Origin of the sequence: Microbacterium sp. W4I20 (assembly GCF_030816505.1) — a bacterium.
GTDB lineage: Bacteria > Actinomycetota > Actinomycetes > Actinomycetales > Microbacteriaceae > Microbacterium.
This window is the reverse complement of the sequence record NZ_JAUSYB010000001.1, coordinates 903,203-919,935: the sequence shown is the minus strand read 5'-3', so window position 1 is coordinate 919,935 and position 16,733 is coordinate 903,203. Positions and strand designations below refer to the sequence as shown.

The 16,733-nt window shown below is 68.8% G+C and carries 12 protein-coding genes; 6 read left to right on the top strand and 6 right to left on the bottom strand.

All coding sequences use genetic code 11. The features are described 5' to 3' along the window. Positions 1–3: 3 nt before the first annotated feature. From mtrB to hpf, 4 genes are all read left to right on the top strand, one after another. A complete protein-coding gene (gene mtrB / locus QFZ21_RS04560) occupies positions 4–1,686 on the top strand; it encodes an MtrAB system histidine kinase MtrB (protein ID WP_307374861.1) in 1,683 nt (560 codons plus the stop codon). Continuing rightward, a complete protein-coding gene (locus tag QFZ21_RS04555; protein WP_307374859.1) occupies positions 1,683–3,404 on the top strand; it encodes an LpqB family beta-propeller domain-containing protein in 1,722 nt (573 codons plus the stop codon). Before mtrB ends, QFZ21_RS04555 begins: the two co-directional genes overlap by 4 nt. 97 nt (positions 3,405–3,501) lie before the next feature. After that, on the top strand, positions 3,502–4,191 hold the full coding sequence (locus QFZ21_RS04550) for a ComF family protein (RefSeq protein WP_307374857.1): 690 nt from the start codon (positions 3,502–3,504) through the stop codon (positions 4,189–4,191). Between the two features lie 87 nt (positions 4,192–4,278). Further along, positions 4,279–4,935: a ribosome hibernation-promoting factor, HPF/YfiA family gene (gene hpf, locus QFZ21_RS04545; protein ID WP_307374856.1), complete on the top strand. Its 657-nt coding sequence runs from the start codon at positions 4,279–4,281 to the stop codon at positions 4,933–4,935. A gap of 64 nt (positions 4,936–4,999) precedes the next feature. Here the strand turns inward: hpf and QFZ21_RS04540 are convergent, their stop codons facing one another. The 4 genes from QFZ21_RS04540 to QFZ21_RS04525 all read right to left on the bottom strand — a co-directional run bounded on the left by QFZ21_RS04540 (position 5,000) and on the right by QFZ21_RS04525 (position 10,587). Then, positions 5,000–6,328 (bottom strand): hypothetical protein, encoded by a 1,329-nt coding sequence (locus QFZ21_RS04540; protein WP_307374854.1) that lies wholly within the window; start codon positions 6,326–6,328, stop codon positions 5,000–5,002. A gap of 76 nt (positions 6,329–6,404) precedes the next feature. Further along, on the bottom strand, positions 6,405–9,233 hold the full coding sequence (locus QFZ21_RS04535; protein WP_307374851.1) for an FtsX-like permease family protein: 2,829 nt from the start codon (positions 9,231–9,233) through the stop codon (positions 6,405–6,407). Next, positions 9,230–9,955, bottom strand: coding sequence for an ABC transporter ATP-binding protein (locus tag QFZ21_RS04530; RefSeq protein WP_307374849.1), 726 nt, complete (start codon positions 9,953–9,955; stop codon positions 9,230–9,232). Before QFZ21_RS04530 ends, QFZ21_RS04535 begins: the two co-directional genes overlap by 4 nt. Beyond that, positions 9,952–10,587 carry a PadR family transcriptional regulator gene (locus QFZ21_RS04525; RefSeq protein ID WP_307374846.1) on the bottom strand — a complete coding sequence of 212 codons (636 nt, stop codon included), beginning with the start codon at positions 10,585–10,587 and terminating at the stop codon, positions 9,952–9,954. Before QFZ21_RS04525 ends, QFZ21_RS04530 begins: the two co-directional genes overlap by 4 nt. A gap of 186 nt (positions 10,588–10,773) precedes the next feature. On the opposite strand from QFZ21_RS04525, the gene secA reads away from it, so the two are divergent. Both secA and QFZ21_RS04515 read left to right on the top strand, forming a co-directional pair. After that, positions 10,774–13,578, top strand: a complete 2,805-nt coding sequence (secA, locus tag QFZ21_RS04520) for a preprotein translocase subunit SecA (protein ID WP_307374844.1) — start codon at positions 10,774–10,776, stop codon at positions 13,576–13,578. 65 nt (positions 13,579–13,643) lie between these two features. Continuing rightward, positions 13,644–14,870, top strand: coding sequence for a pyridoxal phosphate-dependent aminotransferase (locus QFZ21_RS04515; RefSeq protein ID WP_307374842.1), 1,227 nt, complete (start codon positions 13,644–13,646; stop codon positions 14,868–14,870). Here QFZ21_RS04515 and QFZ21_RS04510 read toward each other — a convergent pair. Together QFZ21_RS04510 and QFZ21_RS04505 are read right to left on the bottom strand one after the other, a co-directional pair. Beyond that, positions 14,761–16,032, bottom strand: coding sequence for a P-loop NTPase (locus QFZ21_RS04510; protein WP_307374840.1), 1,272 nt, complete (start codon positions 16,030–16,032; stop codon positions 14,761–14,763). The two genes, QFZ21_RS04515 and QFZ21_RS04510, sit on opposite strands and share 110 nt — an antisense overlap. Continuing rightward, positions 16,029–16,649 carry an SAF domain-containing protein gene (locus QFZ21_RS04505; RefSeq protein ID WP_307374838.1) on the bottom strand — a complete coding sequence of 207 codons (621 nt, stop codon included), beginning with the start codon at positions 16,647–16,649 and terminating at the stop codon, positions 16,029–16,031. Before QFZ21_RS04505 ends, QFZ21_RS04510 begins: the two co-directional genes overlap by 4 nt. Positions 16,650–16,733: the final 84 nt, after the last annotated feature.

Genomic DNA, 16,733 nt, shown 5'->3' with positions numbered 1-16,733 from the left:
ACGATGGCCGCGACGGGAGCGACCACCACGGCGGTCGCTGTCCTGCGCGACTGGCGCGGCTGGCCGACGGTCCTCGGTGCCTTGTGGCGCCGCTCGCTCCGCTTCCGCACTCTGACGATCACCCTTGCCGCGACTTCCCTGGCGATCTTCGTCACCTGCGTGACGATGGCCCTCGTCATCCAGAACGATCTGTTCGTCTCGCGCAAGAACGTGGCACTCGAAGACGCCCGGCGTGCGGTCGATCAGGCGCAGACCGTGCTCGATGTCGCAGAGGTCGGTGACGATCCGGCCGCTCTCACCGAACTGTGGAACAGCATCCAACAGGACCTCGCCCGCACCTCGAGCACCGATCAGCTCGCCGGATTCAAGATCGACACCGAATCGAACGGGGTTCAGCTCAACGGCTTCGAGGCGAGGCTGACGGAGAATCTGTTGAGCCCGGAGATCCGGGCCCGGGTCAAAGAGCTCGACGACCGTCAGGCCTGGCAGTCGGTCGCGCTGCCGGTGGCGGATGGCGGCGAGGTCCCCGGCATCGTCGTCGGCCAGCAGCTCCTCGTACCGGAGGCGGGACCGTTCGAGATCTACTTCGCCTATGACCTGGGCGATGCCGACCAGACGCTGGTGTTCGTGCAGCGCACCCTGTGGATCGCCGGTATCGGGCTCCTGACGATCGTCGCTGCGATCTCCTGGATCGTGCTGCGAGCGGTGTCCACCCCGATCGTGCAGGCGGCCGAGACGAGCGCGAGGCTCGCGGCCGGAGACCTGGGCGTCCGTCTCGAGGTGCACGGCGAGGATGAGCTGGCGACACTCGGACGTTCGTTCAACGCCATGGCCGACAGCATCGAAGCGCAGATCAAGGAGCTCGGCGAGCTGTCGCTGGTCCAGCAGCGTTTCGTGTCGGATGTCTCCCACGAGCTCCGGACGCCTCTGACGACGATCCGCCTTGCCGCCGACATGCTCAACGATCAGCGCGAGGAGTTCGATCCGACCACCGCCCGTACCGCCGAGCTCCTGCACGCGCAGGTGCAGCGATTCGAGACGCTGTTGTCCGACCTGCTCGAGATCAGCCGCTACGACGCCGGTTCGGTGCAGCTGGAGCTGGAGGCGACGAGCCTGGCGCATATCGCCGAGGACATCATCGAGCAGATGCATCCGCTGGCCGAAGGGCACGGCTCCGAGCTGCGGCTCGTGGCGCCGGGGGGATACTCTCCCGTGGACATGGATCCCCGGCGCGTCCGGCGCGTGCTGCGCAACCTGATCGGCAACGCGATCGAGCACGGCGAGGGGCGACCGATCGTGGTCACCGTGGACAGCAACCAGCATGCCGTCGCCGCCGGGGTCCGGGACTTCGGACTCGGGATGCAGCCGGCGGATGCCGAGCGCGTGTTCGACCGCTTCTGGCGGGCGGACCCGTCCCGACAGCGCACGATCGGTGGAACCGGACTCGGACTCTCGATCGCTCTCGGCGACGCCACCCTGCACGGCGGGACGCTGGCGGTCTGGTCGGAGCTCGGTGTCGGAACGAACTTCGTGCTCACGGTTCCTCGGCACGGCGGTGCGCTGGAAGGCCCGAGTCCGATCCCGGTCGAGCCGCAGGAACCGCTCGCGGAGCTGGGCGACGCGACGCAGCCGCTCTCCCTGACGGAGCTGGCCGACCGCCTGTTCGACGGACCGGGGGAGCGATGAGGCGATCGAGAACGAGCCGGATGCTGCGCGGTGTCGCGCTGGTCGTCGCAGCCCTCCTGCTCCCGGCCTGCGCCGGGCTGCCGATGGCCGGCGATGTGGCGGCAGGCTTGCCGCTCGGGGAATCCCCGCAGGATGTCGACATCCTCCCCGTGGCTTCGGGGCCGATCTCGGGGGCAGGGCCACAGAAGATCGTCGAAGGGTTCCTCGAGGCCGGCATCACGACCGCCGACAACTGGGAGACGGCGCGGAAGTTCCTCGCGGAGCCGCTGCAGCAGACCTGGCGTCCGTCGGCAGGGGTGTCCATCGATGTCGCGACCGACTCGCGGACGATCACCGCTTCTGTTCCGGATGACGAGGTCGAGGACGTGAACTCCGCCGAAGTGCAGGTCCTGCTCGACCTCGTGGCGAGCGTCGACGAGTTCGGTGAGTATTCGGAGGCCGTCGGTGCCTCTCCCGTGCGCTTCGCGCTGGAGCGCCAGGAGGACGGCGAATGGCGCATCACCGAGGCGCCGGACGGGATCGTCATCGACGATCCGCGATTCACCAAGGTCTTCGACGGGTATCCGCTGCAGTACTTCGACGCGAGCTGGTCGCGGCTGGTGCCGGACATGCGGTGGTTCCCGCGTCGCCTGAGCCCCGCGACCACAGTCACCAAGGCCCTCATCTCCGGGGCGCCCAGCGCCTGGCTCGATCCGGCGGTGCAGAATGCGTTCCCCGCCGATGTGCAGCTGGCCCAGGAGGCCGTGCCCATCACGTCCGCGCAGGTCGCGGAGGTCGCGCTCACCCGGTCGGCCTCCGGGCTCGATGGCCGGACGCTCTCGCGGATGCGTACGCAGCTGCAGGCGACGCTCAAGGCGGCCGGAGTCTCGGTCTCGGAGGTGCGCTTCACGGTCGACGATCGCGCCCTCGATGCGGGTGTGGTGGATGTTGCGGAACCTGCCGCGGAGGCGGGGACCCTCGTCGTGAAGGATGGCGCGTTCGGGCGCATCGTCGGCGGCGAGATCTCACCGATCTCGGGGATCAGCGACCAGATCGCGGAGATCGCCGAGCCGCTCGCCGCCATCGAGGTGGCCGCCGATGACTCGCGCGCCGCCGTGCAGCTCGCTGACGGGCGGGCGTTCCTGCTTCGCGAGACCGGTCGCGACGAGCTGGCCGCAGGGCCGGGACTCATCGCACCGTCGCTTGATCGCTACGGCTACGTCTGGACCGTGCCGGGGACGGACCCGACAGCGCTGCGAGTGTGGGGAGACGACGTCGCTCCGCTTCCGGTGAAGAACGCATGGCCCAGCGCGTCGTCGATATCGGACCTGCGTGTCGCGGCGGACGGCGCAAGGATCGCAGCGGTGATCATGGTCGGCGGTCAGCGGTGGCTGGTCGTCGCGGCGGTCGTCCGCGACTCCGACGGGGTTCCCACCGCTCTCGACGAGATCAAGCAGCTGCGACTGCTGGACGGCGCGGCGACAGGGCTGTCCTGGCTCGGTCCGGATCGCCTGGGAGTGCTGGTCGATCCGATGAACCCGCGGATCGTGACGCAGATCGTCAGCGGTCCGGGACTCGTCGAGGCCGCGCCCGGGGAGGCCGTTTCGTTCGCGGGTGCACGTGCCCCGGCCGGAGCGCGAGTGCTCGGTTCGGGAGGCCAGTTGTTCGCACACGCGGGCTCGGCCTGGCGCGAGGTCGCCACCGGGGTGACGCTGCTGGCGACCCGCGCCGGGGAATGACCCGACCCGCCCTGCACGATCGAGCGGGGGATGGAGATTATCCCGGATGCGGCGATCGTACGCGCTGCCCGGTGCCGGGGCGAGGCAGCATGGTCGCGTGATCTCAGTCGATTGGCGCGCGGTGGGCGGCGACGTCGCCGCGTTCCTCCTCGCTGCGTCCTGCGCCGGGTGCGACGAACCCGGGATTCTGCTCTGCCCTTCCTGCGCGCGTGAACTCGCGCCGACCCCACGAGAGGTCGAGACGCCCCAGGGGTTGCGTGTGCGCGCGGCCCTGAGCTTCGACGGAGTTCCCGCCCGTTGCATCCGCCGATTCAAGGGCGAGGGCGAAACGCTTCTCGCCCGACCGCTGGGGGCAGCTCTGGCCGCCGTCCTGGCACCTGTCGTGTCGTCTTCCACCTGGGTGGTTCCGGTTCCCACCTCCGGGCGGGCGTTCCGTGCGCGCGGATATCGGGTGCCCGAGATGCTCGTCCGCCGAGCCGGTTCCCCACCGCAGCGCGTGCTCGCCCTCCGCGCGCGAACCGCGGACCAGCGTGGTCTCGGGGTCGGCGAGCGAGCCCTGAACGTCCGCGACAGCATGGGCGCACGGCAGAGCGGCGGCGGGGCCGAGGCCGTCCTGGTCGACGACGTCGTCACCACCGGAGCGACGTTCGATGAGGCGGCGCGCGCCCTGAGCGCCGCAGGATTCCACGTCGTGGCAGCGGTTGCGCTCGCCGCCACGCCGAGACATGCGGGATTCGGAGGGGACTCATCGGAAACTCATCGACGACACGATGAAACCCGCCCGTGACTTCCACGATCATGCGGACTAGCGTGGGGGGTCACAAGGCGACCACGGTCCGCCCTTGGCCGGGAGGACCGGGACAAGGAGGCAGCAATGGAAACAAGCATCGTTGGCGTCGGAGTGGGTATCACTGATCGCTTCCGAACCGTTGTCGAGGAGAAGATCGCCAAGGTCGAGACGTTCGCCGCGCGAGCGCAGCGGTTGGACGTGAAGGTCACCCACCGGGTGTTCCGCAACGGCCGTGTTCCTGAGGAGACCGTCGAGCTCACGCTCATCGGAAAGGGCCCGGTGGTTCGCGCAGAAGCGACCGACGGGGACAAGTTCGTCGCTCTCGACCTCGCGGTCGACAAGATGTCCGAACAGTTGCGCCGCGCGAAGGAGAAGCGCGTCGACGGACGACAGCATCCTCGCGGGCCCCACTTCGAGAAGGAGAGCGGATCCCTCGAAGGCATCGACGTGGAGCCGGCCTCGGTCGAGCTCCTGCGTGCCGTCGCCACGGGCAGCGTGCCTGTGCAGAACGTGGAGGACGAGGCGTATTCGCCCGTCGTGATCCGCACGAAGAGCTTCGACGCCGAGTGGATGACGGTCGAGGAGGCCGTCGACCGGATGGAATTGGTCGGTCACGACTTCTTCCTGTTCGTCGACGTCCGCACCGACCACCCCAGCGTCGTGTATCGACGCAAGGGCTGGGACTACGGTGTGATCGCGCTCAGCACCCAGGCCCCGCCCGCGGAGGCCCTCGCCTCCTGAGCCGACATCTCAGCTGACATGAGAACGGCCCGCCCCGAGAGGGGCGGGCCGTTGTCGTGTGCTGTCAGTCGAAGATGCCGTCGAGAAGGCTGCCGATGACGAGTCCACCGAGGATGCCGGAGGCGATGTCGCCGCCGCCTCCGCCGCGCGACCCACCGCCCCAGCCTCCGCCGCCTCCGCCACCCCAGCCCTGGTCCTGTGGCCGCGAGGAGTCGATGTCACGCTGAGCGAGCTGCAGCGCCTCGGATGCGAGATGAGCGACGCGCCGGGCGGCCACGAGCGCGGCCTCGCGGGTGTCTTCCGCCGGGAGCAGATCCGACAGGTCCACCCGCAGTCGCTCGGCCTCGGCGAGGCGGGTGCGCGCGTCTGCGCCGATCCAGCCGCGGTGGCCGGCGATGAGTCCGCGTGCCACGCCGAGCTGACGATCGGCGTCGTCGATCGTGTGCTGCACCTGGGCGATGCTGGGAAGCGGATTCTGGGCACGGTGCTGTGCCTTGGCGATCGCCTCGTCGAGCGCAGAGTTGGCGGTGCGCAACTGCGACAGCTCGGCGAAGGGATCGTTGGGTGTTCCCGCGGGAGTCAACGCGCTCAGGGCAGCTTGAAGGGCGGAGACCGCCTCGGCCACCGCGGGCACCTGAGGAGCTGTGCGGGCAGCGATCAGGTCGCCGCGAGAATCGGCCACGACTTCGGCCAGAGTGGACTCGGCGCGCAGTGCCTCGATCTCGAAGTCCTCCACGGCATCGAGCAGCGCGGAGGCGCGACGCGTCGCCTCGGTCGCCGTCTCCAATGCGAGGTTCGCCTCTTCATTCTGCTTCGCTTCACGGCGGCGCTCCGAGATGGCTGCGCTGTGCGTGGCGAACGCGATGAGCTGTTCCGCCTCCGCCGCGCTCGCCGTGATCTGGTGCATCGCCGAGTCGGCGTACCGCGCCGACAGGCGGGCGACGGATTCGTTCGTCTGCGGGATGCGCGCGCTGAGAGCCTCGGCGTCTGCTCGCACCTTCGCGATGACCTCGGGGGCGCGGCGGACCTTGGCGATCGATTCGGCGAGCACCGAGGTCTTCTCATCCAGCAGGTCCTGTGCCCAGTCACAGAGCTGAAGAATGCGCGCGTTCCGGGTGCGCAGCTCTTCCGCCGTGTCGGGGATCTCGTCGTGGTTCAGCTGGTGCAGCTGGAACGCCTCGCGCAGATGCGTGCGGACGGCGACGAGGGCTTTGCGCAGATCGGAGGTCAGCGATCCGCCGAGCTCGGCCTCAGCGAACGAGAGCTCGTCGGAGGTGGTCCGGATCCGCTCATCCGCGCTGACCAGGGCCTGCTCCGCGCGCCGTGCGAGCTCGGCGTCCTGTGCGGCGAGTTCTTCCTGTTCGCGTTTGCGTCTGCCCCAAATTCCAGCCATGACCCGATCCTAGTTTCCCCGGCGCTCAGGGTGGCTGAGCATCCGCTCCGGGCGAACGATTTTCGCTCAGAGCACGTCAGGCGATGGCGGTGCGTCGCGTGAGCTCTGCTGTCCTCGGCGGGACCACCCAGCTGACGGTCGCGATGGCGAGCGGAAGGGCGACCGCCAGGAGACCGAGCACCGGCCACGGGATGTCCGCGACGGACAGTCGGTCCTGGGACTGGATCGCGAATCCGATCGGCGGCAGAACGCCGGCCACCGCGCCCGCGAGTGTGCCGAAGCCGGTGATGATCAGCCCCTGCCAGAACCCGATGCGGCGGCGGAGCGCTTTCGTGCCGCCGACAGCGGAGAGGGTGGCGTCGTCCGGGCGTCGTTCGAATCGCGCCAGGCTCAGCGCGACACCGCTCGCACCGAGGACGAGGACGGCCACTGCGGTGAGGATCGGAATCATCCAGAAGGCGTCGTCGGGCGGGCCGCTCTCGAAGTATGGGGCGACGGCCCAGTCCTCGTTGCTGAGCGACTCGGCCTGCTGCTGGGCTCCGTCACGGGCTGCGAGGGACAGAGGGGCATCGAAGGAGGCGATCACGAGGGAGGGGCGGGAACGGATGCCGAGTGCTGCCGCCGCCTCCGGTGCGATCGCCACGGCGACCGGTTGGTGCGGAACATCGAGCGAGATCGCGTCGATCCTCTTCTCCCAGAGCGGCTCCGTGCGTTCCGGGCCGTCGTTCCAGGGCCTCCAGATGTTGTCGGGCATGGTCCCGTCGTACGCGTCTCGGCCGGTCCACGCGCCGAGTTCGACGGTGCCGTCCGTGACGTACCGCGGATCGGTGACGAGGACCGCTCCCTCGCGATAGGCGTCTCGTTGCGCTGGGGTCAACGTGACGCCGAGCGCGGTGGGCACATCGTCGGCGTCGACGACCGCAACGGGGTTCGACGGGTCTTGTCCGGTGAACGACGGGTTGACGTCGGGGTCGAGGAGGTGCCGCTCCGGCAGCACGGCGATGACCTTCGTCGCGTCCTCGGGGACCTCGCCGGACGAGGGGTATGACCGGAACTCGGGTTGCTGCGCGATCACGGCGGTATCCGAGGCGCCGATCGCGTCCGCGAGCGCGACCCCGGCTTCCGCGCCCTCCGCCGCGTCCGTGTCGTCCAGAGCGCTCGACCCGGCCTGGTAGACGCTGACGGCGAGACTGCCGACCGGCGCTTGATAGAACCAGTCCCGTGCGGTCGATGCGTTCTGCATCGACGTCTGCCCGATCGCGAAGACCGCGATGAAGACGGTCGCGGCGATCGCGGCGAACGCCGGCACAGTGCGCGAAGAGTTCGCCGCCGCATCGCGCGAGGCGATCCGCGCGGCGATGCCGAGCCGCGAGAGGGCCTTCGAGGTGATCCACAGCAGCCAGCGGCCGGACAGCAGGATTCCGAGCTGGACGAGGATCGGACCGAAGACGATCCCGAACGGCGGGAGCACGCGCAGCGGGGACTCCGCGGGGAAGTCCGCCACGTTGACGGCCAGCACGGCGAAAGCGCAGCCGATCGTGAGAGCGACCCCGACGAGCAGCAGGATCGATCCCCAGATCGGTCGAGATGCGCGGGGATGCTGGGGACGGCGCGCGCCGCGGAGAGCGCTCAGCGTGTCGGTGCGCGCCACGGTGCGTGCGGGTATGGCCGCAGATGCCGTGCCCACCAGGACCGAGAAAAGCAGGATCCCCGCGAGGATGAGCCAGGGCACGTGGAAACCCCAGAATCGGGTGCTGGAGCCGTCGGAGAACAGGGTCGTGATGAGCGCGGCCGCACCGATTCCGAGTCCTGCTCCGGCGAGGCCGCCCGCGACCCCGAGAGCTGTTCCCTGCAACAGCACGATCCGCCGCAGATCCGCCCCCGTGGCGCCGACACTCGCCGCGATCGCGAGGGAGCGCTGCTGGCGACGGGCAGCGACGGCGAAGGCCGCCCCCGCGAGCATCACCACGACGTATGCGGCGAACAGCCCGGCGGCCACGACCACCATGATCACGGTCCATATCTCACTCAGGCCGCGTTGGAAGAAACCCCGCAGCGGGTCTCCGGCCGAGGGAGGATCCAGGATCACGTCGCGAGAGAACGCGACGACGCCCTGCTCGTTGAGTTGCTGTACATCGGCCCAGTTCAGGGTCCCGCCGGAGACGTACCAGCGAACATCACCGGCGATGTCGGCGTCGGCGGGAAGGAAGAGCGCCGCGACGTTGCCCGGCAGGGAGGCGTCGGTCAGAGTCCCGACGACCGTGTAAGCGGTGTCCGTGTCGCTGAGGACCACCTCGTCACCGATCGCGACGTCGAGACGGTTCAGGCCCGCCGGGCTGATCATGACTTCGCGGCTGTTCGCCGGAGCCCGACCTTCCTGCACCTCGTAGCGGCCGTCGAACGCAGGATCCCAGACCTCGCCGCTCCACGCCGGCAGCGCCGTGACCCCTCCGGGCGTCTCCACCCGCACGTCCGACTCCACTACACGGATCGTGCGGGCACCGGGCGACAGGAGTGCGGTCGGATCCGCGACGGGGGTCCCCTCCGGCGACCCGGAGGCGTCGGCCGGATACCCGGTCCACGTCGGATCGGTCGGCGACTGCCAGAAGCCGTTCCCCGGGAGACCACCGACGGCGATCCACGCGTCCATCTCGCCCAGTTCCGCCGTCACCCGCTCCTGTGGAGTGCTGATCGTGCTGGCGCCGACGACCGCGTACGCCGTCAGCGCGGCGATCGGCAGCATGATCAGGACCCCGATGAGCGTGCTCGTGAGCGCCGTGCGCTGCAGCTGACGTCGCGCCAGGCGGAACGCGATACGCCATCGGGACCGCATCCCGGGACGAGGTTCACGGGCAGCGGAATGCTCCGGGTCCACTACAGTCGGCGTCTCGAGCGTCGTGGTCATCGGCTGCCTCCCGCCAGCAGGGTGTCGGCGTCGTCCCGGCGGGTCTCGTCGACGATGCGCCCGTCCCTCAGGAAGACGATGCGGTCGGCGAAGGCGGCATGCCGCGCTTCGTGGGTGACGAGGATGCCGGCCGCACCGGCATCCACCCGTCCGCGCAGCATCCGGAGCACGAGCTCTCCCGTGACGGAGTCGAGGGCGCCGGTGGGCTCATCGGCGAGGATGAGGCGCCGGCCGCCCACCACGGCACGCGCGATCGCAACGCGCTGCTGTTGGCCGCCGGACAGGTCGTCGGGGTAGGAGTCGAACTTCTCGGCGAGACCGACGGACTGCAGCGCGTCCTTTCCCGCCCGCCGGGCGACCCTGCCGCGGAATCCGTCGAGTTCCAGCGGAAGCGTGACGTTCTCGAGGGCGGTCAGCGTCGGGATCAGGTTGAAGTCCTGGAAGACGAACCCCACGGAGCGTCGTCGCAGCCGGGCGAGATCCGCCGGAGTCTGCTCGCTGAGGTAGGAGTCCTCGATCACGACCTCCCCGGTCGTGGGCCTGGCGAGGCCGCCCGCGATCGCGAGCAGTGTCGACTTGCCGGAGCCGGACGCGCCCATCACGGCGACGAGCTCTCCTCGCCGCACCTCCAGATCGACCCCGGATAGCGCTGAGACCGCAGTCGCGCCTTGGCCATACTGCTGGGTGACCCCGACCAGGCGGAGGACCGTCTCGGCGGTCACAGCGAAGGCTCGCCGTCGATGAGGTCGGCATCCGCGAGCGGGGCGCCGACCTTGGCGGGCCGGCCGCGTTTGGGGCGCTCGGTGGCGAGCTCCAATGCCATCGCATGTTCGGGATGCAGCGCCAGCCGCTGCTCGGTGTGATCGAGCCACCGTACCTCGGCCTCCGCCGCGAAGATCATCGAGTCGACCACCAGCGCCCACGCGAGCTCTTCCGGGCCGTCCGCGTCGCCGCCCGCGTACTTGGCGCGCTGGAGTGCCTGCAGCTGCCGCAGGGATGCGGTGCGCTGCGCCTGGATCACGGCCGCCACGTCGACGCCGGGAAGCGTCGCGGCGACGGCGAGCTTGATGGCGAGCTCATCTCTGGTCGCCTGCGTCCGCACGACGGGGGAGGAGAGCCACTCCGCGACATCGGCGGAGCCGGCGGGGGTGATCTCCCAGTAGACGTGCCCTTGCTCGTCCACCTCTCCGCGTCGCACGAGCCCGTCGCGTTCGAGCCGCTCCAGGGTGTTGTAGATCTGTCCCACGTTGAGTGGCCAGGTCGATCCGGTGCGGCGGTCGAATTCGTGTCGGAGCTGGTAGCCGTAGCAGGGCCCCTGGTCGAGGATGGCGAGCAGGCTCTGGCGTACCGACATGGTGATCTCCCGGGATGGATTGGAATGCAATACCCAGTATATGCATACTCGGTATCTCCTCGTCACGACGCGCGAGGTGCCCATGCAGGCGACGCGCAGGTCACAGCCCGGTAACATGGCAAAGTATGCCTGGCGATCGCCTTCCTGGCGGCCGGCACTTTACCCACTGACAGGGAGATGACATCCGTGGCCAATCCTCTTGAGAAGCTGCTGCGTGCTGGCGAGGGGCGGGTCATCCGCCGCCTGAACCAAGTGGTCAAGGCAGTGGGGGCGCTGGAAGAGGACATCTCCAAGCTCACCGATGACGACCTGCGCAACGAGACGACCGAGCTGCGGGAGCGCTACGAGAAGGGCGAGACCCTCGACCAGCTGATGCCGGAGGCGTTCGCCGCTGTTCGCGAGGCTGCGAAGCGCACGCTCGGCATGCGCGCCTACGACGTGCAGATCATGGGTGGTGCGGCGCTCCACCTGGGCAACATCGCGGAGATGAAGACCGGTGAGGGCAAGACGCTCGTCGCCACCTTCCCTGCCTACCTCAATGCCATCGCCGGCAAGGGCGTCCACATCATCACCGTGAACGACTTCCTCGCCAGCTACCAGGCGGAGCTCATGGGCCGCGTGTTCCGCGCGCTCGGCATGACCACCGGCATCATCGTGTCGGGGCAGACCCCCGCCGTGCGCCGGGAGCAGTACGCCGCAGACATCACCTATGGGACGAACAACGAGTTCGGTTTCGACTACCTCCGCGACAACATGGCGTGGCGCAAGGAGGACCTGGTCCAGCGCGAGCACTTCTTCGCCATCGTCGACGAGGTCGACTCGATCCTCATCGACGAGGCGCGTACGCCGCTGATCATCTCCGGCCCGTCGTCCGGCGAGGCCAACCGCTGGTTCGCCGAGTTCGCCAAGATCGCCCGCACTCTCGAGGCAGGAGAGGACTACGAGGTCGACGAGAAGAAGCGCACTGTCGGCGTGCTCGAGCCCGGTATCGAGAAGGTCGAGGACTACCTCGGCATCGACAACCTGTACGAGTCCGCTAACACGCCGCTGATCTCGTTCCTGAACAACTCGATCAAGGCTCTCGCGCTGTTCAAGAAGGACACCGACTACGTCGTCATGAACGACGAGGTCATGATCGTCGACGAGCACACCGGCCGCATACTCGTCGGACGCCGCTACAACGAGGGCATCCACCAGGCCATCGAGGCCAAGGAGGGTGTTCCGGTCAAGGCCGAGAACCAGACCCTCGCCACGGTGACCCTGCAGAACTACTTCCGTCTCTACGACAAGCTCGCCGGCATGACCGGTACGGCCGAGACCGAGGCCGCCGAGTTCATGTCGACCTACAAGCTCGGCGTGATCCCGATCCCGACCAATCGTCCGATGGTCCGCAAGGACCAGTCAGACCTCGTCTACAAGAACGAGACCGCCAAGTTCGCCCAGGTCGTGGAGGACATCGCCGAGCGCCACGCGAGCGGACAGCCCGTGCTGGTCGGCACGGTGAGCGTCGAGAAGAGCGAGTACCTCTCGCGGCTGCTCGCCAAGAAGGGCGTCAAGCACGAGGTCCTCAACGCCAAGAACCACGCGCGTGAGGCCGAGATCGTCGCCCGCGCCGGGCGTCTGGGCGCCGTCACCGTCGCCACGAACATGGCCGGGCGTGGAACCGACATCATGCTCGGCGGAAACGCCGAGTTCCTCGCCGTGCAGGATCTCAAGGGCAAGGGTCTCGATCCCGTCGAGACGCCCGAGGAGTACGAGATCGCCTGGGACGAGACGTACCAGGCGATGAAGGACGTCGTCGCCGAGGAGTCCGGAAAGGTCATCGAAGCCGGCGGACTCTACGTGCTGGGAACGGAGCGCCACGAGTCGCGCCGCATCGACAACCAGCTCCGCGGACGCTCCGGCCGTCAGGGCGACCCGGGGGAGAGCCGCTTCTATCTGAGCCTCACAGACGACCTGATGCGCCTCTTCCAGTCGGGAGCGGCCGAGGCGATCCTGTCGCGCACCAACTTCCCCGACGATGTCCCGATCGAGTCGGGCCTCGTCTCGCGTGCGATCCGCAGCGCCCAGTCGCAGGTCGAGTCGCGCAATGCCGAGATGCGCAAGAACGTGCTCAAGTACGACGACGTCCTCAACCGCCAGCGCGAGGCGATCTACGCCGATCGCCGGCACATCCTCCAGGGCGACGACATCGCCGGCCGCGTGCAGCACTTCATCGAGGATGCCATCAGCGGCGTCGTGCGCGATCACACCGGCGAGGGGCACAACGAGAGCTGGGACTTCGATGCTCTCTGGACCGAGCTGAAGACGCTCTACCCGGTGGGCGTCACGATCGATGAGGTCGTCTCGGAGGCCGCAGGACGCAAGGGCGGGATCACCGCCGATGGCCTGACCCGCGAGCTGCTCTCCGACGCGAAGATCGCCTACGAGAAGCGTGAAGAGGCGCTCGGCGAGGCGGCGACGCGCGAGCTCGAACGTCGCGTGGTGCTGCAGGTGCTCGACCGTCGCTGGCGCGACCACCTGTACGAGATGGACTACCTCAAGGACGGCATCGGGCTGCGCGCGATGGCGCAGCGCGACCCGCTGATCGAGTACCAGCGCGAGGGCTACTCGATGTTCCAGTCGATGATGGGCCAGATCAAGGAGGAGTCGGTCGGCTACCTCTACAACCTCGAGGTCGAGGTCCGCAGGGCAGGCGACTCCGAGGTCACCGAGGTCGAGGCGAAGGGGCTCTCCGAGGGAGGTTCCGAGCAGCGGCTCGAGTACTCCGCGGCCAACGATGCGGGCGAGGTCGAGGTCCGGAACGATCGCGGTCAGGTGCAGCAGGCGGCGACCGATCGCCTGCGGCAGGCCGCCACGTCTGCCCAGGCGCCGACGGATGAGCCGCAGCAGGAGGCTCCGCGCGGAGCCTTCGGACAGAGGACGGATGCCGCCGCTCCGGCCGCCGGCAACCGCGAGCAGCGTCGAGCGCAGGGCAAGAAGAAGAAGTAGCGTGCACCGACGAGAGGGCCAGTCCGTGCGGATTGGCCCTCTCGTCGTCGCTGTAGGCTTGGCCGATGACCCCATCGCGCAACTTCGACCAGTCGTCGAAGCTCAAGAACGTCCTGTACGAGATCCGCGGAAACGCTCTCGTCGAGGCGGCGCGCCTGGAGGCCGAGGGCCATCGGGTGCTCAAGCTCAACACCGGCAATCCGGCGATCTTCGGTTTCGATGCACCGCACCAGATCGTGCACGACATGCTCGCCGCACTCCCGACGGCCCACGGGTACAGCGACAGCAAGGGGATCATCTCGGCCCGTCGTGCCGTGGTCAGCCGGTACGAGCAGATCGAGGGCTTTCCGCGGTTCGACCCCGATGATGTGTATCTCGGAAACGGCGTGTCCGAGCTGATCACCATGACGATGCAGGCGTTGCTCGACGAGGGCGACGAAGTCCTCATCCCTGCGCCCGACTATCCGCTCTGGACGGCGATGACGAGTCTTGCCGGCGGCACTCCGGTGCACTACCTGTGCGATGAGGACGACGGTTGGCAGCCGGATCTCGAGGACATCCGGTCGAAGGTCACGCCCCGCACCAAGGCCATCGTCATCATCAATCCGAACAACCCGACGGGCGTCGTCTACTCGCGGGAGATCCTGGAAGGACTGGTGCAGATCGCCAGGGAGCACGAGCTCCTCCTGCTGTCGGACGAGATCTACGACCGCATCCTCTTCGACGGCGCCGTGCACATCCCGACCGCGACCGTCGCCCCGGACCTGCTCTGCCTGACGTTCAACGGTCTGTCGAAGACCTACCGGGTCGCGGGCTTCCGGTCCGGGTGGATGGTGATCACGGGTCCTCAGGAGCACGCGAAGGGCTTCATCGAAGGCATCACCCTGCTCGCTTCCACCCGCCTGTGTCCCAACGTCCCCGCTCAGCATGCGGTTCAGGCCGCGCTCTCCGGCGTTCAGTCGATCGAGGCGCTGATCGCTCCGACCGGCCGCCTGCACGAGCAGAGAGACGCCGCGTGGGAGGGCCTGGAGGCCATTCCGGGCGTGTCGTGCGTCAAGCCCGAAGGGGCGCTGTACGCGTTCCCTCGACTCGATCCGAACGTCCACGAGATCCGCGACGATGCCAAGCTCGTCTACGACCTCCTGGTGTCGGAGCACATCCTCCTGGTGCAGGGGACCGGCTTCAACTGGCCGGCTCCGGATCACCTGCGCCTGGTGACGCTCCCCGAGCCGCGAGTACTGAGCGAAGCAGTCGAAAGGCTGGGGAACTTCCTCGCGAGCTACCGCCAGTAGCGCGTACTCCCGCGGGCGACATCGCTTCGGCGAGGCGTCGCACCGCGGAGACCAACGGAGAGCGCGGCGTCACATCGGCCATGGGCCGCGCGTGCAGCAGCGCCGCGTCGGCTGCTCGCTGGTCGAACGGGAGGAAGGTGACGTCGGTGATGCCCGCGAACGTCTCGAGCGTTCGTCGCACCTGACCGCGTGGATCGATTCCCAGCGGTCCAGGACGGGTCTGATTCACCACGACGGTCACGGGCGTGGCGGACACCAGCCGGCGCAGCTCCGAATGATCGCGCAGGAATCGGCTGATGCCGAGCGGGTCGGCGGATGCCACGGCGATGATCGTGTCCGCCTCGCGGAGCGCCGCCGAGGTCGCGGCATGGCGACGGGGGCCGGCCAGGTCGTGCGACACCTCGTCATCCGCGTCGAGGGCCGCGGCGACGTCGACGATCGTCTCCTCGACCCAGCCCCGACAGGCTTGGAGGGTGGCGCTCACTCGACGCGCGGAGAGCTCGGGCCAGCGCGTCGGCCGATTGATCCCGGCCAGCACCTCCAGCTCGCCCGCGCTGCTGGAGGTGGTTGCGGCCAGCCGGGTCAGCTCGGCAGCGTCGAGTCCGCCCAGCTCCGCCCTCCGGCACGCCGCAGCCATGCCCGGGGCATCGTCGCTGAGGCCGAGCTGCAGAGCCAGGGACGGTGCGACGGTGTCGGCGTCGACCAGCGCTGTGCTGCGACCCGTACGGCACAGCTCGACGGCGAGCTGGACGGCGACGGTCGACCGACCGGGCGCGCCGTGCGGCCCCCAGATGGCTGTGACGCGATGAGGGTGTGCCTGTCGTGGCTCGCGGGCGGAACGCGGCTCGGTCGCCAGGGCAGCAGCGAGCTCCCATCCGGCTGCCTCGCGCGGCAGCGCGGCGGCGAGTCCGAGACGGGCGAGGAGGCGGCTGTCTGTTCCGCCGAGGGCGAGGATGCGGACTCCTGCGCGGTCGCACGCAGCGATCAGGTCTGCGGTCAGCACTGCTCGCGTCGCCGGCAGGACGATCGCCTCGGCGCCCGGGAGCAGGGGAACGCACTCGGACGGGGAGTCGAGGGCGACGGCTGCGATGCCCTCGAGCTCGAGCTCGGCGACCAGCTCTCCTGCTCGTGGTTGTTCGATGGCGACGATGATCGACGTCACGATCCGGCCGCCACGGGCACGACCGAGAGGGAGGAGCCCCCGGTGATCGCGGCGAGGACGTCGGCCACGTCAGCCCGATCGACGACGAGCTCCACCTGGGTACCCGCGTCGGCGAGCATCCCCTCCGGCTCGAGCACGCTGCGGACGATCACGTCGGCCACCAGGATCCGCGGGGTGTCGCGCGCGCGACCGTCGTCGAGCGGCGGCGCATGCCACACCTCCACGACGGTCCCGGCCGCGACCTCCTGGGGGATGCCGGTGGTGCTCTCGACCACGATCGTGGTGCTGCGGCTGTCGTCGGCATCGGTCGCGACGGACGTCGGCACGATCTCTCCTTCGCGCACCGTGCGCGATGCGACTTGGCCGGCTCGGAGGTCCTGCGGCGCCAGGTACTGGTCGGTCAGCGCGCCCAGTCCGATCTCGACGACCTGGAAATCGCTCGACCTCAGCGCCTCGCCCTGCATGATGGTCCGGTTCGCCTGGAGAACAGGCGTGGCATCGTCGGACGCCGACACGATCAACCACACACCGGTGATGGAGAGGGCCACCAGGAGGATTCCGATCAGGAAGCGGATGTCGCCCCAAAAGGCACGGCGACGAAGGGAGAGGGAAGCCATGGCGATATCGTCACAGAAATCACCCACGCGGCTCTCGAGTTATCCACAGGCCTCGATCGGCGTAGGCGTACGGACGCGGGTGAG